Origin of the sequence: Rhodococcus sp. SJ-3, assembly GCF_051918125.1 — a bacterium.
Classification (GTDB): domain Bacteria; phylum Actinomycetota; class Actinomycetes; order Mycobacteriales; family Mycobacteriaceae; genus Rhodococcus.
Window position 1 is genome coordinate 3,107,819 of the sequence record NZ_CM123306.1, and the last position, 20,663, is coordinate 3,128,481.

Genomic DNA, 20,663 nt, shown 5'->3' on the forward strand with positions numbered 1-20,663 from the left:
TCGAGCCATCCGGAGTTCCGTGGCGAGGGGGTCCGCATGTGCCGACTGTTCGCGCTCAGTGCTGCACCGCACCGCGTACACGCGACCTTCTGGCTGCTCGACGCTTCCGATTCTCTGGCTCGCCAGAGCCGTCGCGAGCCGGACGGCACGGGTCTCGGCACGTTCACCGACAGCGACGAACCCCTCGTGGAGAAGCAACCGATGGCCGCGTACGAGGATCGAGCATTCGCCACGGAAGCCAGAGAGCGGTCTTCGCGGACGTTTCTCGCTCATATCCGGTACGCGTCCACGGGCGGACTCGCCCCGCGCAACACACATCCGTTCGAGCAGAACAGACGGTTGTTCGCGCACAACGGCGTTCTCGGCGATCTCGACCGGCTGGACGCGGAGCTCGGGTCATACAGGGGTCTCGTGCAGGGCGACACGGATTCGGAGCGGTTCTTCGCGCTCGTCACCCGACGCATCGACGAGCACGACGGGGACGTGACGGCCGGCCTCACCGCCGCAGCACAGTGGGCTGCCGAGAACCTCCCGATCTTCGCTCTCAACGTCATCCTGACGACCGCCACCGAGCTCTGGGCGTTGCGATACCCGGATACACACGAACTGTGGGTACTCGAACGTCCGGGCGGAGGCGCCCAGGGTGATCGTCGCCTCGACCACGGCGGTACTGCAGGCACCGTGCGTGTGCAGGCAGGGCACCTCGCGCAGTATCCGGCCGTGGTGGTTGCCAGCGAGAGAATGGACGAAGACCCGCACTGGTCGGCGCTGAACCCCGGCGAGCTACTGCACGTCGACGATCACCTGAGCACTGTCCGCAGCGTTGTGCTCGATGCCCCTCCGGCGCATCCGATCACGTTGGCGGAACTGGACCAGCGCGCAGCGGCCTCACAGCGCGGCAGGTGAATTCCCGTCAGGCACCGGTGAATTTCGGCGCTCGCTTCTCGACGAAGGCGCGAGGCCCTTCCTTCGCGTCGGCGCTCTTGAATACGGCAGCACCGAGTTCGGCGTCGATACGGAAGGCTTCTTCTTCGTGGAGTCCCTCGGAGCGGCGGATGGTTTCGAGGATTGCCTGAACCGCGACGGGCCCGTTGGCGGAGATCGTGTCGGCGATCTCGAGCGCCCTACCGAGAGCCTGGCCGTCCTCGACCACGTGCCCGATGAGTCCGATCTCCTTGGCTTCGGGTGCCAACAGGTGCCGCCCGGTGAGCAGGATGTCGGCGGCGATCGTGTACGGGATCTGACGGACGAGGCGCACCGCCGAACCGCCGAGCGGGAACAGGCCCCACTTTGCTTCGGATACGCCGAACTTCGCGCTCTCTCCGGCGACGCGTATGTCGGTAGCCTGAAGGATCTCGGTGCCGCCTGCGATGGCGGGGCCCTCGACCGCCGCGATGAGGGGCTTTGTCAGTCTCCGTCCCTTGAGCAGAGCGGGCAGGCGAGACAGGTCCCAGCCGCCGCCGTTGCCTGTCCCGTCGCTGCGCTCGCCCCGTTCGAACTTGTCGCCGGGTGCGGACTTGTTCATGTCTTTGAGATCGGCGCCAGCGCAGAATGCGCCGCCTGCGCCGGTGAGGATCGCGACACGGATCTCGGGGTCGTTGTCGACGCGGTCCCACGCCTCGGTCATGATCGCCATCATCTCGCCCGACAGTGCATTTCGTGCTTCGGGCCGATTCATGGTGACGATCAGGGTATGTCCGCGTTGCTCGACGAGGCAGTGCGGAGCACGCTCCGAAACGTCCGAATTCTCGGCAGCGCCGGTAGGGGCGGTAGGGGGCACTGGAACTCCTGAAGTGTTGTGAGCTGGCTCTCAGTTCGGGTCTTGTCAGAAACGATAACACGTTCTATTTTGATGGCGTGGCCCTTAATATCGCAGACCTCGTAGAGCACGCCATCGATCTCGTCCCCGACCGTGTCGCACTTGCGTCGGACGGTCGCGAACTCACCTATGCGCAGCTGGAGGAGCGGACCAACCGCCTCGGGCACTACCTGCAGGAAGAGGGTGTCGCGCCCGGCGACAAGGTGGGCATCTACTCGCGCAACACCATCGAGGCCGTCGAGGCGATGATCGCGGTGTTCAAGATCCGGGCGGTAGTGGTCAACATCAACTTCCGGTACGTCGAGAACGAGTTGCAGCACATCTTCGAGGATTCGGACATGGTGGCGCTCATCCACGAGCGCCGGTATGCCGACAAGGTCGCGAACGTGCTGCCGACTACACCGCTGGTGAAGACGTCGCTCGTCGTCGACGACGAAACCGGGCTCGACTACTCCGGCTACGGGGGAGTCGACTACGAGCAGGCGCTCGCGCAGACTTCCCCGGAGCGTGACTTCGGGGAACGCAGCCCCGACGACCTGTACATGCTCTACACCGGCGGCACCACCGGCAAGCCGAAAGGCGTGATGTGGCGGCAGGAAGACGTGTGGCGCGTCCTCGGCGGCGGTATCAACTTCCTCACCGGTGAGTACGTAGGTGACGAGTGGGAACTGGCGAAGACCGGCGCCGCGAACCCCGTGATGGTGCGCTTCCCGATCCCGCCGATGATCCACGGCGGTGCGCAGTGGGCGCTGCTACAGGCGTTGTTCGGTGGCGGCAAGCTGATCATGCACCCCGAGTTCGACGGCCACGACACGCTGCGCGTCATCGAGGAACACAAGGTCAACGTCATCTTCATCACCGGCGACGCAATGGGCCGCCCCATGATCGATGCACTCGAAGAGGGGAACCCGAAAACCGGTAAGCCATATGACCTCTCGTCCATGTACTTCATGGGGTCCAGTGCGGCGCTGTTCTCCCCTGCGCTCAAGGAACGATTCCTCGAACTGCTCCCGAACTGCATGATCTCCGACTCCATCGGCTCCTCCGAGACGGGGTTCTCAGGCATCGGCGTCGTCGCGAAGGGGCAGGCCCATACCGGCGCCCCCACCGTGAAGATCGACGCAGCGACCTCGGTACTGGACGAGGACGGCAACCCGCTGCAGCCCGGCGACGGCAAGGTCGGTCTGCTCGCCCGCAAGGGACACATCCCGCTCGGGTACTACAACGATCAGGCGAAGACCGAAGCGACGTTCCGCGAATACAACGGTGTGCGGTACTCGATCCCGGGTGATTACGCGCAGATCGAACCCGACGGCACGGTCACGATGCTCGGCCGAGGCTCCTCATCGATCAACAGCGGCGGCGAGAAGATCTATCCGGAAGAGGTCGAGGCCGCGCTCAAGGCCCACCCGGACGTCTTCGACGTGCTCGTGATCGGTGTCCCCGACGAGCGGTTCGGGCAGCGTGTTGCGGCAGTCGTCGCGACACGGGGCGGAAGTCGTCCCGCACTGGCCGATCTCGTGGAATCGGCGCGCGCGTCGATTGCCGGCTACAAGGTGCCACGCAGTGTCTGGTTCACCGACGAGATCAAGCGGTCGCCTGCCGGAAAGCCCGACTATCGCTGGGCGAAAGAGCAGGCAGAAGCCCGTCCTGCAGACGACATGTACAGCAGCGGCGGCCTCGTCGCGGCGAACTAGAAGGACACACATGCAGACCGATCTCAGTAAGAAGTTCGGCATCGAGTATCCGATCTTCGGTTTCACGCCGTCCGAACACGTCGCAGCGGCGATCAGCAGGGCCGGGGGCCTCGGCGTGCTGGGTTGCGTCCGGTTCAACGACCCCGAAGAACTCGACGCGGTCCTCACCTGGATGGACGAGAACACCGACGGCAAGCCGTACGGTGTCGACATCGTGATGCCGGCCAAGGTGCCTACGGAAGGTACCGCCGTCGATCTCGACAGCCTCATCCCGGCAGAGCACCGCGCATTCGTCGACCGCACACTCACGGAGCTGGGTGTTCCACCGCTCGGCGACGATGCCGAACACGCCACCGGAGTGCTGGGCTGGCTGCATTCGGTCGCGCGTTCCCATGTCGATGTGGCGCTCGGGCACCGACCCGCACTCATCGCCAACGCTCTCGGTTCGCCGCCGAAGGACGTCATCGATCTTGCACACGAGAAAGGCGTGCCTGTCGCTGCACTGGCCGGTGCCGTCGAACACGCGAAACGGCATGTCGAGAACGGCGTCGACATCGTCATCGCCCAAGGCTACGAGGCAGGCGGCCACACCGGTGAGGTCGCGTCGATGGTGCTGTGGCCGGAGATCGTCGATGCCATCGGCGATTCCGCTGCGGTTCTCGCCGCCGGTGGTGTCGGGTCGGGCCGTCAGGTCGCTGCAGCGCTCGCGCTCGGCGCGTCCGGTGTGTGGATGGGTTCGTACTGGCTGACCACCTCCGAATACAAGCTCGGTTCGGCCGCGCAGGGACCGTCGTCGATCCAGCGTGCCCTGCTCGGCGCGAGTTCGTCCGATACCGTGCGGTCGCGTATCTACTCCGGAAAACCGGCCAGGCTCCTCAAGACCAAGTGGACCGAGGCGTGGTCGAAGCCCGATGCGCCGTCGCCTCTTCCCATGCCTTTGCAGAACATCCTGGTCAGCGAAGCGCACCAACGTATCTCCGCGGGGAACGATCCCGAGGTCGTGGCGATGCCGGTCGGGCAGATCGTCGGACGGATGAACGAGATCCGGCCTGTCGCGGAAATCATGACCGAACTCGTCGACGGTTACGACCGGGCGGTCGAGCGGCTGAATCAGGCGCGGTAGCCGAGAGTCATTCGCGGACTTCGACGATTCCGTGCGCGCCGCGCTCGGCATCGACCATCGAGTGCGACACGAACGGATATTGTCCGGGTTCGGGGAATTCGAGTTCGACGAATCCGCCTTGCGCGGGGGACAAACCGAGCGTCTGGCTACCACCGGTGCCCGGCCGCAACCGATACTCACCCTCCGACCACACGGTGTCGAACTGCCCGCCCACGACATGGAACGATGTGCCGCGGTTCGGTCCCGCTGCGAGCACCCAGATCCGGACCCGCTCACCTACCCGCGCCTGCAACGGCCTGTGGTCGTACTGGTTCGCATAGCCGTTGAACACCACCAGATCGGGGTCCTCCGCAGGGATCTTGTCGGAGTCGGCCTCGCCTCCTTCGGCTCCCAGGTACAGCTCCGACTGCACCAGGACGTATTCACGGTCGGCGGGCGGGAGGTCTGGCGAGTCGATGATGACCGCACCGAACATCCCGTTGGCGATATGCAGGGACATCGGCATGGTCGAGCAGTGGTACATCCAGATCCCGGCACGGGTCGCGGTGAACCGGTAGACAAGTGATTCACCCGGCTGGATCGTGCGCATGGGCTCGTCGGGCGCAAGCGCACCGGCGTGGAAATCGATCGAGTGGCCGATACTGCCGTCGTTGACGAGTGTGATCTCGAAGACGTCGCCGGCGTGGCCGCGCAGCGTGGGGCCGGGTGCGGTGCCCCCGAACGTCCACAGTCGCTGTGTGATTCCGGGGGCGACCTCGCGTTGTTCATCGGTGACAGCCAGCGTCAGATGGTGATCGGCATCAGGTGCAGGCGCAACCGGATCGTGGGCGATGAACCCGGAGTCCGGTGCGGCCCCGAGACTGTGCGACACAGCGCTGGCGGCAAGCGATGTCGCCTCGTGCTCCGAACCGGCCTCGCCGTGGTGCGGCGGTGCGGAACCGGAGGTGCGCACCGTCAGCGTCATCCCCATCTGGCGATGCCCGGCAACCGAGCACCACCCGTCGACGTCGCTGCCGATCACACCCGCGTCGAGTGTTGTGGTCGCACCCGGGTCGATGCGGTCGGTGCGAGTGCCGTTGGCCAGCACCAAATCGTGCCGGTCCGTACCCGTATTGACCAGGGTGACCACGAGCCGGTCGCCGGCGGCGACCTCGATGACGTCGGGGACGAACCGCATACCCTCGACGTGAACTTCGACCTCCGCGGTACGCCCGGTCTCGGCGACGTGAGAGGTGCCGACGGTCGCGATGCCGACCGCGGACGGGTCGGCGGCGACACCGACTGCGGCCGCGAACACCACGACCCCCAGGCCGGCCGCCGCGACCGACAGTCTGCGTCGCGCGGGTACCGGCTCGGGGCGCCCCGGTGTCGAGGTTTGCCCTCGCATGCGCCGCGCTGCCCACATCGCGCGGACCATGAGCGGCAGGAAGGACGCCAACGCGACGAGTACGAGGACCGAAGCCGCAACGAGCACGAGACTCGGAACGGGAAGAACGCACAGCAGCAATGCGCCGTTCGCGACCGACAAGCGCCAGGGCGCACCACGTTCGAGCTCCGCGGTGGCCGCCTGGACGGATGCGCGACCACCGATGACGACGGGCATCAGGTAGCTCAGCGCACCGAGCAGGACCTGGGTGAGGAATCCTGCGAGGAGAGCAGCGGTCGCCCGTCCGGTGACCTCCGTTGCATCGAGCGGCGTCGTTGCGAGTGCGATACCGAACCCGAGATAGGTGAGGGAGCCGAGCAGCCACACGACGCCGGCGAGTACGGAGAGCGTCGCGAAGTCGGTCGGATGCTTGCGGCGGATCTCGTCGAGGTGCGGTTCGAGGACGTACACGGCTGCGGCGAGGTATCCGAACACGCCGAGTGCCGTCACGAGCGGTATTCCGGCGACGGCGCCGACCACTCCGACGGCGAGTGCTGCGAGCAACGCAGGTAGTCCGCGTCGCGCCGCGGTTTCCACGCGCTGTGCCATGCGGGTACGCAACATCGTGGGCCACAGGGTGACGAGGGTGCCGAGCACTGTCAATCCGACCCAGCCGAGCAGGTTGATCCCGGCGTGAGCGAGCACCAGCCGGTCGTGCAGGTCGCCTGAGAGTCCCGAGTTCGCCATGGCTACACCGAATCCCGCACCGATAGGCAGCATGGATGCGGCTGCGACGTAGTACCGAATGGTGTGCGCGAATCGGGACGGGAGTGCGCGCCTGAGGCGCTGGAGAAGGATCGCTCCGTGCCACGCGGCGGCGACGGCCACGACGGTGCCGCCGAGGAGCACGGCGGGCCAGCGGCCGGTCACCATCCCGGTGACAACGGCGAGGGCTCCGGCATTGAACGCAACGAGCCGCACGGTTTCGCCGCGGTGGGTGACGGGCGCCGGGCGGCGCAACAGCGCATCGGTGAAGTGTCTGCTCCACACGAGGATCGCGTTGCTCGCGGCTCCCAGCCCGAGCAGATGGATGAGCAGCCATCCGGACTGCGGAATCCAGCGGTGTGCGACGGTGACGACGACGAGCGCCGTGAACCACAGCCCGACCACTGCGCCGGTCTTCAGATGCCAGCTGCCACGCTCGGTCATCCCGCAACCTCCTCGGGAGCACGGTGCAGTGCAGGCCACGTCGTGATGGCGGTCATGAAGCGCGCATGCCCGCTCGCGCGGACAGTGCGGCGTGCCCGGAGAGCGACGGGCTTCACGGCGGGGCCGATGAATCGTGGGCGGGGAAGGACGGATCGGGCAGGAAGAGCCTGCACGCAGCGGGTTCGGCGAAGGCGAGCAGATCGAGACCCGGGCCGGTGGGAGCGTCGATTTCGAGGAGGGCACCTTCGATGATGCCGAGGTGGACCTGGCACACGACGGTCGGGTAGCGGCGCGCTGCTTCCAGCAGTGGGCAGCGACGTAGTGCGACCCCGAGTGCGGGCCCGCGGTCGACGGGGTCGAATCCGAGCCGGATGAGGACGTCGAGCGCGAATGCGTGCGGATCGTTGGTTTCGGTGGCCATCAGGTCGATGACCTCGCGCGCGATCTCGCGTCCCCAGGCGATTCCGGCGGCTCGTGCATCTGCTTCGGGGTCGGTGCTGGTGCGGGCGATGTGTCCGGCGAGGGCGGTGGCCAGGCCCGCGTAGTCCCGGTGCGCGCCGGTGGGATCTGCGGTGGGGGTGGGGCGGTACAGCTGGGCGGGGCGTCCGCGTCCGTGTGCCTTTTCACGGGTGCGTTCGACGAGGTCGAGTTCGACGAGGGCATCGAGGTGCTCTCGCACGGTGTTCTGGTGGAGTCCGAGCCGTGTGGAGACGTCGCCGACGCGGGTGGGGGCGTGTGCGCGGATGTCGTCGAGCACCGCGATTCGCTGGGTGGACAGCGCCGGGTGCGACGTCGGCGGAAGTGCCGGTCGGGGGCCGTGTAGCAGATCACTGTTTTCCACGGAAATAACTGTAGTAAATTGACGGGTGGAAGGCCAGTGGCAACGACCACAGGCGCCACCACACCGAGGGAGTCATCATGAGCACCGAGGTCGTCCCCGTCGCCAGTAGTGCCGCCGATGCGCAGGCCGTCGACGCCGTCCGGAACCATCACGCCGAGATCGCGGGCCGCATCGCAATCCTCACCGACACCTTGATCGACGCCGCCGCGGCAGGAGGGGACGTCGAGACCGCCCGGCGCGCGGCCGTCGACTACCTCAACGGAACATTGATGCCGCACGCCGTCGCTGAAGAGCGCAAGTTGTACCCCGCTGCGGGTCGCCGCGACGATGCGCGGCTACTCGTCGAATCGATGATCGCCGTGCACCGCGTGCTCGCCGGGCTCGTCGATCGGATCGCGACGGAACCGTCGCCCGTCCGCCTCGCCGCGGCCGCGTACGCGCTTCGGGTCGTGTTCGATGCGCATCTCGTCGACGAGAACGACAGGATCCTTCCGCTGATCGCGGCCGACCCCGGGGAGTCCCTCACCGCGATCCTCGATGGAATGCACGAATTACTCGGTGGGCACGAAGAGTCCGAGGAGCTTACCGAGGCCGGTGCCCACTCCGGTGGCCACTTCTGCGGATGCGGTGAGAAGGACGACGAGCATCGAGGTCCCGACACGTGGGGCGTGAAACTGAATCGCACCCGAGGTCTCACATGCGGGTGAGGACCGCGAGCAGGTCCTGGATCTCGTCGACGGTCGGGGTGCGCAGATTGTCCCGGCCGTAGACGAATCCGATCCCCGCGTACACGAGGGTGCCCGCGCGCATACGCGCTCCGGCATCGTCGAAACCCAGTTCGAGGAAGGCATTCTCGACCACCGCCATGATGCGCTGGTCCAGCGCGCGCACGGACTCGGCGACCTGAGGGTCGCTGCGGGCCCAGTCTCGAACCGCGGTCTCGGCGGCCCACGAGCGGTCGTCGACGAGCATCGTCGCCATGTGAGCGAGCCGCTCCCGCACCGGCATTTCCTCGACGGTCGTGAGTCCGCGAGCGGCGTCGTTGTCGTGGGAGCAGTAGCGTGTGGCGATGGCGTGCATCAGTTCGTCGATATCGGCGAAATGCCAGTAGAAGCTGCCTTTCGTGACACCGAGTTGGTCGCACAAACGCGAGATCTTCACCGCCGAGCGGCCCTCGGTGACGAGTAACTGCAATCCGGCTTCGGTCCAATCGTCGAGTGAGAGCCGTGGGCGACGGGGGGAGTCGCGTGTCTTCTTCGCCGAGTGCCGAGTCACGACCATTCTCCTTGTCCGGTGCGAGTGCGACACTACACGCCGTGGTCTGCGGTGGCCGCCGTGACGAGTTGCTTCGTGCAGATCGCGGAGTAGGTCGGCCGCGGATCGCCTCGCGGCAGCCCACGCATACCGGGTCTATCCGGCGACGACGTCGATCGCTCCGGGTGTCCCTGCCGCGGTCGAGAATGCGAGAGCGGCACCGACTGCGAGGAATGTTGAGCGTGACCGGAATTGCAGTGTCATCGGATGCCTTTCGTAGCCTTGACCAAACCATACCGTATGGTACTGTGAACCCCGTCACGATTCGTCGTGGTCGTACCGGTCGGTGTGGGGTCGACACGAAAGCGCATGATGCACAAGATCAGTCGCAGAACACTTCTCGCAGGAATGGCCTTGGGGGCCGGGGCGGGTGCACCATTGCTGTTCGGTGGTGGCCGCGCGCTCGCCGATGGTCCGGATATCTCGAACCCGTTGCTCTTCCACTCGCCTTCGCTCGAACCGTTCGTCGACGAACTCCCCATTCTGCCGCGCATCGACAACACGACGGTGACGATCGATGCGGTGAGCACGACGCACAGCTTCCATCGCGACCTCGCTCCCGGCCCCGCCCTCGCCTACGGCGACCGCACCTATCTCGGCCCGGTCATCGTTGCGCGGCAGGGGCGCGAAACCACGGTCGAGTACCGCAATCGGATCACGTCCCATCCGTTCGCAGCCGATTTCGACACGTCACTGCACGGACTCGGCGAGCACGACCGCATCGCGGTGCCCACCTCGATGCACCTGCACGGGGGTGTCACACCACCGGAATTCGACGGCCACCCGAGGCAGATCTCACGCCCGGGACAGGGCTACACCTACCGGTTCCCGAACCGGCAGGAAGCGACGACGATGTGGTACCACGACCACGCGATGGCCGTGACCCGGCTCAATGTCTACGCCGGTCTTGCGGGGCTGTATCTGCTGCGCGACGAATACGACACCGGCGAACCCGGCAATCCACTCGGCCTTCCCGCGGGCGTCCACGAACTCGACCTCGTCCTCCAGGAAAAGATCGTGAACAGCGACGGCACACAGAGTATTCGCTCGACCCCCGTCGTTCCGCAGGGGCGCTGGGAAGGCGGAGCCGTCGGCGACGTCGGCGTCGTGAACGGCAAGATCTGGCCGCAAGCCCGCGTCGACCGCGGCCTGTACCGGATGCGGATGCTCAACGCGGCCTCGTTCAGCATCTGGGACCTGCACTTCTCGAATGACATGCCGTTCTGGGTGATCGGGATGGAAGGCGGTGTGCTCGATGCCCCGGCACCTGTGACGCGAGTGCGTCTGTCGCCGGGGGAGCGCGTCGACATTCTCGTAGACTTCAGTGCGCTCGAACCCGATTCCACCGTCGAACTGCGCAACACCGAACCCGCTGCGCCACAGGCCGCGCAGATCGGCGCTGTGCTGATGCCGACGTTCATGCGTTTCCGCGTCGGAACAGAACTCGGCTTCACCGACCCCGTCCCGGAGACCCTGCGCGGCGGTGCAGGACAACCCCCGGTGGTGGGCCCGATTCCGGTGCCGCAGACGGTACGCAACGTGTCGCTGAGCCAGCCGTCGGATGTCCGGCTGCCGCCGTCGATCATGTCGCTCAACAATCTCACCTTCGACACCGACGACATCGAAAAGCCTCGGCAGGGCACCGTGGAGCAGTGGAACATCGTCAACGCCACTCCCGATCCCCATCCGATTCACCTGCACCTGGTGCACTTCCGTGTACTCGGGAGGCAGGCGATCGACACCCTCGCGATGTGCGCGCGTCAACCACAGGGGCCACTGGGTATCAAGTGGACTCCCGACGCCGACCCGTTCGTCGTCGAACCGCTTCGCGGACCCGAGTCCTGGGAGACCGGTTTCAAGGACACAGTGATCTGCGACCCGAACTCCGTCACGCGCATCGTGGTGCGCTTCCCGACGACCGACGAACTCGGATTCGACCCTGACGCGACCTTCTCCACCGAGGTGCACACGTTCGACGACCACGCACATGCAGTTCCGCACCACGGTCACGGCGAACCGCAGGACGGTGAACTCCAAGGCTACGTGTGGCACTGCCACATCCTCGATCACGAAGACCACGACATGATGCTCGAATACCGGACGGTGACATGACTTTCAAAACGAACGACTACTTTCAGCGCATTCCCTACGAGCCCGCATCCGACGGCCGCATCGAGATGCACTCGGGCCTGAGCCGCCACTATCCGACACTCCACGGAAATCTTGTTGCCGCGCCGGGATACTCGCGGAAGGTCGGGGTGATCATGTGTCATCCCGCCTCGAACTTCCTGAGCCACTTCTTGCTGCGCGCGATCTCCGGGGCAGGCATTCCGGCCATGGGCCTGAACACCCGGTACGCGTCGAACGAGCCGGCGCTGATCATGGAGCGCGCCGCGTTCGATCTTGGCGCCGGAGTGCGGTGGATGGCCGAGGAACTGGGATTCGAAAAGGTCGTGCTGCTGGGCTTCAGCGGCGGTGGCTCCCTGGCGTCGTTCTATCAATCGCAGGCCGAGAACCCCACCATCACCGAGACACCCGCCGGCGACCCGGCGTCATTCTCCGACGCGAAGCTACGTCCGGCCGACGCGGTGATGCTCGTGGGGGCGCACCCCGGGCGTGCGCGTGTCCTGCGGCATTGGATCGACGGCGCTGTCCTCGACGAAACAAACCCGTACAGCATCGATCCCGCACTCGATCTCTACGCGCAGGGCAGGATGGTACCGCTCGACCACGACTGGGTCGCCCGGTACCGCGAGGCTCAACTTGCGCGTATGCGGCGCATCGATGCCTGGGCATTCGAACAGCTCGACGAATTGAACCGCACCGGTGCATCCGACCGCGGATTCGTCGTGCACCGCACCGTCGCGGACCCTCGTTTCGTCGACCTCACCCTCGACCCCAGCGACCGCGAACTCGGCAGCATGTACGGCGATCCGGCCGCCGCGAACACCGCAGCCGGTGGACTCGCGCGATTCGTCACGGTGCGTAGCTGGCTCAGCACCTGGAGCTTCGAGAACACCAATGCCGACGCTCTCGAAGACCTGTCACACGTCGATGCGCCCGCCATGGTGATGAGCCTGCTCGGCGACCAGGCCGCCTTCGCGGAGGATTCGCGCCTGATGCACCAGGCGCTGGGCGGCGACAGCGATCTGATCGAGATGCGCGGACTCAACCACTATCTGGTCTATCAGCCGGGCGGTCTCGACGACGTGGTCGGCCGTATCACCGGCTGGATCCGTCGCACCGTCCTCGAGGAGGCAACGCCATGACCGGGACACTCGATGCGAAGACGTCCCCGCCGGCACAGGACCGCTGTCCGAGTCGATTTCCCTATTGGCAGGCCGTCGAGCGCCCGGGCGTCGCGCGGGTCCGGAACATCATCCGCAAAGTCACAGGTTTCGACATCCTGCACGACGACGAGACTGCCCGTGCCCTGTGCAACGATCTCTTCAGCGGCGACCCCACCGCGGAACGGTTCGTCGGCGAGGTCTATCACGGCGATCTCGGCCCGAAGAAGACGCGGGAGATGCTCGATAGTGCGCTCACCGGCGGCATCGATACCGTCCCGGACGCGCCGGAGGCGATGAAGGCGCTGTTCGAGGAGTTCGAGATCGTCCCAGACTGGGTGCAACCCGAACTCGTCGAAGAAGGCGCCAAGATCTGGCGACGCTGGGGCACTATGCTGTTCAGCTTCGCGGGCGCCGAAACCCTCGAAATCTACACGGAATCCGCTGTGGCGACACCACTGTCGCTGGCCGGTGGGTATGCCGGTGACAACGCGCTGCGTCGTTACCTCGAAACCTGCCGCTTCTGGTGCGATGTCTCCGAGCCCGGTGCACTGCTCACCCCGGGATCGGCCGGACGCGCCACTGCCCTCAAGGTCCGCGTGATGCATGTATCGGTACGCGATCGGGTTGCGAAGCACCCCGAATGGGACGAACAGAAGTGGGGGCTGCCGATCAGCCAGACCTACATGCTGCTCACCCTGATCGCAGGCAGCCTCACCCCCGGCCTTGCCCTGTGGACACTCGGCTATCAGACCACGCCGCGGGAGATCCGCGCTCTCATCCACTTTCAGAAGTACATGGGATACCTGCTCGGGGTTCGCATCGACTGGTACCCGGAGACGATCGGCGACAGCATCCGCACGTTGCTCACCACCGTGGTGTCGCGATCCTACGACTCGGGTGAGCACGGCAAGGAATTGATCGAGTCGTACCCGTTGGCATTCGCGCCCCGTGACGGCCAGCGAGGATTCGAGCGGCTACGGGCGGCGTACAACTTCCGGATCAACGCGGTCTACTCGGCAATGTTCATGGGACCGGGCACCCGTCGCAAGTATTCGATGCCGACCGTCATTCCGTGGATGATCATCCCGATCATCCGATTCCCGTTCATCACCGCGATGGAACTCGCCCGGCGTGTTCCCGGGATCTCCGGAGTGCACGAAAAGATCATGGTCGCTCATCGTGAGAACTGGTACCGAGCCCAAATGAACGGGCGAGAAGCGCAATTCGACGCAAGCGGCGCCCTGCGGCGCTGAATCCCGACATCACCGGAGGAACTATGGCGGCACTGCAGATCGTCGAGGCATGGAATGGTCCCGGTCGGCGCGACGGCGACATCACGCAAGTCGTCCCGAGCGACAACGGCGCTCACCCTTCGGCCGACAAGCACGCATTCGAACACTGGTACTTCGATGCACATCTCGACGACGGTCGCATCGTCGTCGCCATGCTGCAGACGCGGGAGCTGGTGCACCGGAAGCCCGGCGTCGAGATCCACGTCTACAGCGCCGACGGCGAGCGTCGCGAAGCCATCACACAGTATTCCGACGCAGACCTCACCGTGTCGGCGGAGCGGTGCGACGTCCAGGTAGGCCGCAGCTTCGCCAAGCTGACCGGCGAGGAGAACGGGCTACCGGTCTACCACGTGTCGGTGGCAGAGGACGACCTCGCATTCGATCTCACGTTCACCGCCGAGGTGCCGCCGTGGATGCCGGGACGGGGGCAGACCAGTTACAACGATCGCGAGTTCTTCGCGTGGGTGGTCGGCGCACCTCGCGCACGTGTCGCGGGAACGGTGACCGTCGACGGGGTCACCACCGAGGTCACCGGGCGTGGTTACCACGACCACAACTGGGGCGTCGGCGACATGAAGCGCATCATCTCGAAGTGGTATTGGGGTCGCCTCTACACCGACGATTTCTCGCTGGTCTACGCGATGGTGCAGACGCAGAAGAAATACGGCGAGCACTGGTCTCAGCCGGTGATGATCGCTATGGGACGTGAGGTGGTGCTCAGCAACGGCGAGGTCGAGATGACGGAGGGCCCGGCGGTCTACGACGCCGTCGCCGATCGCACCTACCCGTCATGGTTACGGATACAGGTTGCCGATTCCCTCGATCTGACGTTGACGGTGCGCGAAATCGTCCACGCTCACAATCTTCTCGAAGACATCCCGATCGCGTCGAGCAAGCTCGTCAAGCCGATCGTGAACTGGCTGGTCGGCCGGCCGGGTTACTTCCGGTTCCGGTCCGATTTCACGATGACCGTGACTATCGACGGTGAACAATACGATCGTTCGGGTACGACGCTGCACGAGATGGTCGCCCTGACGTGACGGTGGACCTCGAGTACCTGAACGGGTTCGGTAACGAGCACCACAGCGAGGCGGTCGAGGGTGCGCTGCCGTGGGGTCAGAACTCACCGCAGCGAGCACCGTACGGGTTGTATGCCGAGCAGCATTCGGCCACCGCGTTCACCGAGCCGCGTGAGATCAACACACGCAGCTGGACCTACCGGATCATGCCCTCATCCGCTCATCGGCCGTTCCAGCGAACAGGCGACCGTGGCTGGGTGTCCGCGCCCTCGTCCGAGGCAGTGGTGACACCGAACCGGCTGCGTTGGGACCCGCAGCCCGCGCCTGCGGCCGGTGTGGACTTCGTCGACGGCATGACGACCTACGCTGTCAACGGAGACGTCCACGGACGTACCGGGATTGCCATACATCTGTATGCGATATCGGTGTCGATGACCGATCGGTATTTCGTCGACGCCGACGGAGAACTGTTGTTCGTCCCGCAGAGCGGTGCGCTGCTGCTTCGCACCGAGTTCGGCAGGATCGCGATCGCGCCGGGGGAGATCGCGGTGGTCGGGCGGGGCGTGCGCTTCCGGGTCGAACTCCTGGGTGACACAGCGACCGGGTATGTGTGTGAGAACTACGGAGCAGCCTACCGACTCCCGGAACTCGGGCCGATCGGCGCCAACGGACTCGCCCACGCACGCGACTTCCTCTATCCCACAGCGTGGTACGAGGATCGTTCCGGAAAAGTGGAACTGGTGCAGAAATTCGGCGGTCACCTGTGGGCAACCGAACTCGACCATTCACCGCTCGACGTCGTCGCGTGGCACGGGACGCACGGTGCCTACAAATACGATCTGGCGCGATTCAACGCCATGACCACCGCAGGCTGGGATCATCCCGACCCGTCGATATTCACAGTCCTCACCTCGCCGTCCTCGATCACGGGCCAGGCGAACGTCGACTTCTGCGTCTTTCCCGACCGTTGGGTCGTCGGTGAACACACTTTCCGGCCACCGCATTTCCACCGCAACGTGATGACCGAGTTCATGGGTCTGATCCGTGGGCGACACGATTCGAAAGCCGAAGGGTTCGTGCCAGGAGGAGCATCGCTGCACAACCAGTGGGGTGCGCACGGGCCCGACCGGGAGACCTTCGATCTGGCGTCATCCACCGAACTTTCGCCGGTCAAACTCGAGAACACGACCTCGTTCATGTTCGAAACCCGCCTCGCGCTCGCCGTCACCGAGTCGGCTCTGGGCGCATCCCATCGCCAAGGCGACTACGACTCGTCGTGGTCCGGACTGGAACGTCGCTTCATCCCGCCCTCGAACTAGGAGCCCCTCAATGACCGACACTGCAGCTCCCGTCATTCCCGCCCCGGTCGTCGTGCCGGACACACTTCTGCGCATCGGCGGCCGGGCGGTTCCGGCCCGGTCCGGCGAGACGTTCTCGTCCATCAACCCGGCCGACGAAGAGATCGTCGCCGAGATCGCACGCGGCGGCGCCGAGGACATCGACGCCGCCGTCGACGCCGCCCGCGACACGTTCGACTCGGGTGCGTGGTCTCGTATGGCCGGTGCCGAACGCGGCAGAGTCCTCTCGCGCGCGGCAGATCTCATCGAGCAACATGCCGCAGAGTTGTCAGCGCTCGAGACGGCGGAGATGGGCAAGCTGTACGCCGATACCGTCGCGGGCGACATTCCCGCGGCGGCAGCATCGTTCCGGCACTACGCGGGCTGGGCCGACAAGATCGCCGGCGAAGCGATGATCCTCCCGGACGTCGGACCGCAGCACCGCTTCGGCTTCACCCTCCGCCAGCCACTCGGGGTGGTCGGTGCGATCACGCCGTGGAACAACCCGACCGTGGTTGCAGCGTGGAAGATCGCACCTGCGCTGGCAGCGGGTTGCTCGGTCGTCGTCAAGCCCGCCGAGGTTGCTTCCCTTGCAGTGCTGAAACTCGCCGACCTGCTTGCCGAAGCCGGCGTGCCGGACGGGGCGTTCAACGTCGTCCCCGGCCTGGGGCCGGAGGCAGGAGCTGCGCTTGCTGCGCACCAGGGCATCGACAAGATCACCTTCACCGGCAGCCCCGTCGTCGGCAAGACCATCACCTCGCTTGCGGGCGAGAAGTTCCGGAAGGTCACTTTGGAGCTGGGTGGCAAGGCCCCGCAGCTGATCTTCCCGGACGCCGACCTCGAAGCGTCGCTGCCGTGGATCGCGATGGGCAACTTCTATCACCAGGGGCAGGTATGTGCGGCGGGCACCCGCGTGATCGTGCACGAGTCTGTCGCCGACCAGGTCATCGAGGGCCTCGTCGAATTCGCACGTGCCGCAGTGATCGGTGATCCGTTCGACGCGGGAACCACCCAGGGCACGATCGTCAACCGCAAGCAACTCGACCGCATTCTCGGGTACATCGAGAAGGGCAAGAGTGAAGGTGCCGATCTGCTCACCGGCGGCGCCCGCGTAGGCGACAAGGGCTTTTTCGTGCAGCCCACGGTGTTCCGCGGCACCAACGATCTGACGATCGCGCGAGAGGAGATCTTCGGGCCCGTCGCGACCGTCATCACCTTCAAGACCACGGAAGAGGCCATCCGTCTCGCGAACGCGACGCAGTACGGCCTCAATGCCTTCATCTTCAGCCAGAGCCTCTCGACGGTGCACAGCGTGATTCCGCAGCTGAGGGTCGGCACCGTGTGGGTCAATGGCTGGGGTGTACCCGATCCGGCACTACCCTGGGGTGGTCGCGACGCGAGCGGCATCGGGCGTGAGCTCGGGCGCAGCGGCCTCGAGGCGTTCACCGAGGAGAAGACGGTTCACCTCGGCTACTGACCGGAAAGAAATGGACACTCAGTGACGACGGATACCGCAGGCACACCGACCGAGTCGACAGAGCAGACCGCATCCGGTGCGCTCGGAGAGATCAGGGTACTCGAACTGGGCACTCTGATCGCCGGTCCGTTCGCGGGACGGTTGCTCGGCGACATGGGCGCCGACGTCATCAAGATCGAGGATCCGAAGCGTCCCGACCCGTTGCGCACCTGGGGGCAGGGGGAGCGTGATGGTCACCGCTTTTTCTGGACCGTGCACGCACGCAACAAGCGGTGCATCACTCTCGATCTCAGGTCGGTCGACGGTCAGGACCTCTTCCGCCGACTGGTCGCCGAATCCGACGTCGTCGTCGAGAACTTCCGGCCCGGCACACTCGAGAAATGGGGCCTCGGCTTCGACGTGCTCTCCGAGGTCAACCCTGGGATCGTCCTTGCGCGTGTGTCCGGATACGGGCAGACCGGCCCCAGAGCCGGACACGCCGGATATGCCTCGGTCGCAGAGGCGGAAAGCGGTCTGCGGCACCTGAACGGCTATCCCGGTCAGGCGCCGCCGCGGCTCGCGCTGTCACTCGGCGACACGCTCGGCGGCATGTTCGCCGTCCAAGGTGTGCTTGCCGCGCTGCTGAGCCGCGAGCGGACGGGGCGCGGGCAGATCGTCGACGTGGCGCTGACCGAAGCGTGCTTGGCCGTTCAGGAATCGGTCATTCCCGACTACGACGCTGCCGGGGTGGTGCGAGGACCGTCCGGCACCAGGCTCGAGGGCATCGCGCCGTCGAATCTGTACCGCACCGCCGACGACATGTGGATCGTCATCGCGGCCAACCAGGACACCGTCTTCCGGCGCCTGTGCGCGGCTATGGATCGCCCGGAACTGGCCGACGATGCGAAGTTCGCCGACCACCTTGCGCGTGGTGTGAATCAGGACGACCTCGACGATCTCATCGGCGCGTGGGCCGCCACATGGCCCCTCACCGAGCTGCTCGAACACCTGTCGGCCTCCGGTGTCGTTGCAGGGCCCGTCAATACGGTGGCCGAAGTGGTCGCCGACGACCAGTTCCAGGCGCGCGACATGCTGGTCTCCCATCATGACGAACGCACCGGCCTCGATGTTCTCGGACCGGGGGTGGTGCCGCGCTTGGCCGACACCCCGGGTTCGGTACGTCGTGCAGGTCCGCCGATCGCCGGCTACGACAACGCCGCCGTCTACGGCGACCTGCTGGGCGTGACCGAAGGCGAGCGCGCCGATCTGCGCGAGCGCGGCGTGATCTGAGCGCAGTCGGTTCTCGTTCAGCCGGGCAGTCCGATTGTCTTGATTTCGAGATACTCTTCGAAACCCTGCGTGCCGTTGCGTCTACCGAGTCCGCTCTGTTTGGTGCCACCGAACGGGCTCGTGATCCCGAAGAAGGACTTTCCGTTGACGGTGACACTGCCGGTACGCATGCGCTGCGCGACGGCCAGCGCCCGATCGTTGTCGGCGCTGCTCACCTCACCGGACAAGCCGTAGATCGAATTGTTGGCGATCGCAATGGCCTCGTCATCGGTGTCGTAGGCGGTGACGGTCAGTACCGGGCCGAAGATCTCTTCCTGCGCGACGCGTGAATTGGGATCGACGTCGCCCAGCAGCGTCGGCTGGGTGAAATAGCCCGTCGGCAGATCCTCCGGAATGCCGCCGCCGGTGATGAGGGTCGCGCCGGATTCGACACCGTCGGTGATCAAGCCGAGCACCTTCTGACGCTGGGTTTCGCTGATCTGCGGTCCCTGCATGGTGCCGGGAACCCACGGATCGCCCACCGGGAACGATTCCATCGTGGCCTTCAGCACCGCGATGCCTTCGTCGTAGCGGCTGCGCGGTAACAGGATCCGGCTGGGCAGGATGCAGCTCTGCCCCGACATCACACATGCCATCACCGCTGCCATGGGAAGCGACGCGCCCAGGTCGGCGTCGTCGAGCACGATGTGAGCGGATTTGCCACCGAGTTCGAGCATCGTTTTCTTGACCGTGGGCGCGGCGGCAGCCAGGATGGCTCGCCCGGTCGCCGTCGAACCGGTGAAGGTGATCATGTCGACCCGTGGATCCGACGACAACGCGGCGCCCACCTCGTTGGCGTTCGACAGCACGACGTTGAACACGCCCGGCGGAATATCGGTCTCCTCGGCGACGATGCGTCCCAGTTCGCTGCCGGACCACGGGGTGAGCTGTGCAGGCTTGAGGACGACGGCGTTGCCTGCCATCAGTGCAGGCATCGTCTCGGCGACGTTGAGATAGAACGGCACGTTCCACGGGGTGATGGCGCCGACGACCCCGACGGGGTCGAAGTGCAGGAGCCGTCGCGCCGGGCCCATGACGGTGGGATGCATTCCCGTGTCCTGCAGATAGTCGAAGCTGCGGCCGTATTCGGCCCAGTGCTTGACTTCCTCGATCGGATCTTCGATCTGGCTCGATGTCACCCCGATCGGGCAACCGACTTCGGTCACCACTATCCGGCGCAGGCGCTCCATGTTCTTCGTCAGCGCTTCATGCAGTTGGTTCAGGCAGTGGTAGCGGAATTCGACGTCGCGTGACCAGTCGGTCGTGTCGAAGGCGCGGCGTGCGGCGCCGATGGCGCGTTCCATATCGGATACGGTGCCGTCGGTGGCGTGGCCGACGACTTCTTCATTGCCGGGGTGGATCACGTCGAATGTGGCGCCGCTGCTGGTGTGTTGTAGTTCGCCGTCGATCAGCATGCGATCGTCGCCGGCCAGTATTCCGGTGTCGTCCTGTACTGACGTCATATCGCTCCGTTCGGTTGTACGCGTTCGGGTGCTTGCCAATGTCGCGACATCAAGACGGGAATCGGTCGCGAGACTATATCGACGTCATCGATGGCGAGGTGATTCAGC

Annotated in this window: 16 protein-coding genes; 11 read left to right on the forward strand and 5 right to left on the reverse strand. The window is 65.5% G+C overall.

Features of this window, described 5'->3' with window-relative positions; translation table 11 throughout:
* The first annotated feature begins 36 nt into the window (after positions 1 to 36).
* Positions 37 to 906: a class II glutamine amidotransferase gene (locus ACTDXD_RS14405; protein WP_440123016.1), complete on the forward strand. Its 870-nt coding sequence runs from the start codon at positions 37 to 39 to the stop codon at positions 904 to 906.
* A 7-nt stretch (positions 907 to 913) separates the two neighbouring features.
* On the opposite strand, the gene ACTDXD_RS14410 is transcribed toward ACTDXD_RS14405, so the two are convergent.
* Positions 914 to 1,780 (reverse strand): crotonase/enoyl-CoA hydratase family protein, encoded by an 867-nt coding sequence (locus tag ACTDXD_RS14410; protein WP_440123017.1) that lies wholly within the window; start codon positions 1,778 to 1,780, stop codon positions 914 to 916.
* 77 nt (positions 1,781 to 1,857) lie between these two features.
* Here ACTDXD_RS14410 and ACTDXD_RS14415 point away from each other — a divergent pair, with 77 nt between their 5' ends.
* Positions 1,858 to 3,516, forward strand: a complete 1,659-nt coding sequence (locus ACTDXD_RS14415; RefSeq protein ID WP_440123018.1) for an acyl-CoA synthetase — start codon at positions 1,858 to 1,860, stop codon at positions 3,514 to 3,516.
* A gap of 10 nt (positions 3,517 to 3,526) precedes the next feature.
* Positions 3,527 to 4,639, forward strand: a complete 1,113-nt coding sequence (locus tag ACTDXD_RS14420; RefSeq protein WP_440123019.1) for an NAD(P)H-dependent flavin oxidoreductase — start codon at positions 3,527 to 3,529, stop codon at positions 4,637 to 4,639.
* Between the two features lie 7 nt (positions 4,640 to 4,646).
* Here the strand turns inward: ACTDXD_RS14420 and ACTDXD_RS14425 are convergent, their stop codons facing one another.
* Together ACTDXD_RS14425 and ACTDXD_RS14430 are read right to left on the reverse strand one after the other, a co-directional pair.
* Positions 4,647 to 7,214, reverse strand: a complete 2,568-nt coding sequence (locus ACTDXD_RS14425; protein WP_440123020.1) for a multicopper oxidase domain-containing protein — start codon at positions 7,212 to 7,214, stop codon at positions 4,647 to 4,649.
* 112 nt (positions 7,215 to 7,326) lie between these two features.
* Positions 7,327 to 8,055, reverse strand: a complete 729-nt coding sequence (locus tag ACTDXD_RS14430; protein WP_440123021.1) for a helix-turn-helix transcriptional regulator — start codon at positions 8,053 to 8,055, stop codon at positions 7,327 to 7,329.
* 77 nt (positions 8,056 to 8,132) lie between these two features.
* On the opposite strand from ACTDXD_RS14430, the gene ACTDXD_RS14435 reads away from it, so the two are divergent.
* Positions 8,133 to 8,762 carry a hemerythrin domain-containing protein gene (locus ACTDXD_RS14435; RefSeq protein ID WP_440123022.1) on the forward strand — a complete coding sequence of 210 codons (630 nt, stop codon included), beginning with the start codon at positions 8,133 to 8,135 and terminating at the stop codon, positions 8,760 to 8,762.
* Here ACTDXD_RS14435 and ACTDXD_RS14440 read toward each other — a convergent pair.
* On the reverse strand, positions 8,749 to 9,336 hold the full coding sequence (locus tag ACTDXD_RS14440) for a TetR/AcrR family transcriptional regulator (RefSeq protein WP_440123023.1): 588 nt from the start codon (positions 9,334 to 9,336) through the stop codon (positions 8,749 to 8,751). The two genes, ACTDXD_RS14435 and ACTDXD_RS14440, sit on opposite strands and share 14 nt — an antisense overlap.
* 342 nt (positions 9,337 to 9,678) lie before the next feature.
* On the opposite strand from ACTDXD_RS14440, the gene ACTDXD_RS14445 reads away from it, so the two are divergent.
* The 7 genes from ACTDXD_RS14445 to ACTDXD_RS14475 are packed head-to-tail and all read left to right on the forward strand — an operon-like array spanning position 9,679 to position 19,053.
* Positions 9,679 to 11,481 carry a multicopper oxidase family protein gene (locus ACTDXD_RS14445; RefSeq protein ID WP_440123024.1) on the forward strand — a complete coding sequence of 601 codons (1,803 nt, stop codon included), beginning with the start codon at positions 9,679 to 9,681 and terminating at the stop codon, positions 11,479 to 11,481.
* On the forward strand, positions 11,478 to 12,638 hold the full coding sequence (locus tag ACTDXD_RS14450) for an alpha/beta hydrolase (protein ID WP_440123025.1): 1,161 nt from the start codon (positions 11,478 to 11,480) through the stop codon (positions 12,636 to 12,638). Before ACTDXD_RS14445 ends, ACTDXD_RS14450 begins: the two co-directional genes overlap by 4 nt.
* Positions 12,635 to 13,912 carry an oxygenase MpaB family protein gene (locus ACTDXD_RS14455; RefSeq protein ID WP_440123026.1) on the forward strand — a complete coding sequence of 426 codons (1,278 nt, stop codon included), beginning with the start codon at positions 12,635 to 12,637 and terminating at the stop codon, positions 13,910 to 13,912. Before ACTDXD_RS14450 ends, ACTDXD_RS14455 begins: the two co-directional genes overlap by 4 nt.
* Before the next feature lie 23 nt (positions 13,913 to 13,935).
* Positions 13,936 to 14,991 carry a lipocalin-like domain-containing protein gene (locus tag ACTDXD_RS14460; protein WP_440123027.1) on the forward strand — a complete coding sequence of 352 codons (1,056 nt, stop codon included), beginning with the start codon at positions 13,936 to 13,938 and terminating at the stop codon, positions 14,989 to 14,991.
* Positions 14,988 to 16,289 (forward strand): homogentisate 1,2-dioxygenase, encoded by a 1,302-nt coding sequence (gene hmgA, locus ACTDXD_RS14465; protein WP_440123028.1) that lies wholly within the window; start codon positions 14,988 to 14,990, stop codon positions 16,287 to 16,289. The genes ACTDXD_RS14460 and hmgA overlap by 4 nt, the downstream gene beginning before the upstream one ends.
* Before the next feature lie 10 nt (positions 16,290 to 16,299).
* Positions 16,300 to 17,784, forward strand: a complete 1,485-nt coding sequence (locus ACTDXD_RS14470) for an aldehyde dehydrogenase family protein (protein WP_440123029.1) — start codon at positions 16,300 to 16,302, stop codon at positions 17,782 to 17,784.
* A gap of 21 nt (positions 17,785 to 17,805) precedes the next feature.
* Positions 17,806 to 19,053 carry a CaiB/BaiF CoA transferase family protein gene (locus tag ACTDXD_RS14475; RefSeq protein WP_440123030.1) on the forward strand — a complete coding sequence of 416 codons (1,248 nt, stop codon included), beginning with the start codon at positions 17,806 to 17,808 and terminating at the stop codon, positions 19,051 to 19,053.
* Between the two features lie 17 nt (positions 19,054 to 19,070).
* On the opposite strand, the gene ACTDXD_RS14480 is transcribed toward ACTDXD_RS14475, so the two are convergent.
* On the reverse strand, positions 19,071 to 20,555 hold the full coding sequence (locus ACTDXD_RS14480; protein ID WP_440123031.1) for an aldehyde dehydrogenase family protein: 1,485 nt from the start codon (positions 20,553 to 20,555) through the stop codon (positions 19,071 to 19,073).
* Positions 20,556 to 20,663 lie beyond the last annotated feature (108 nt).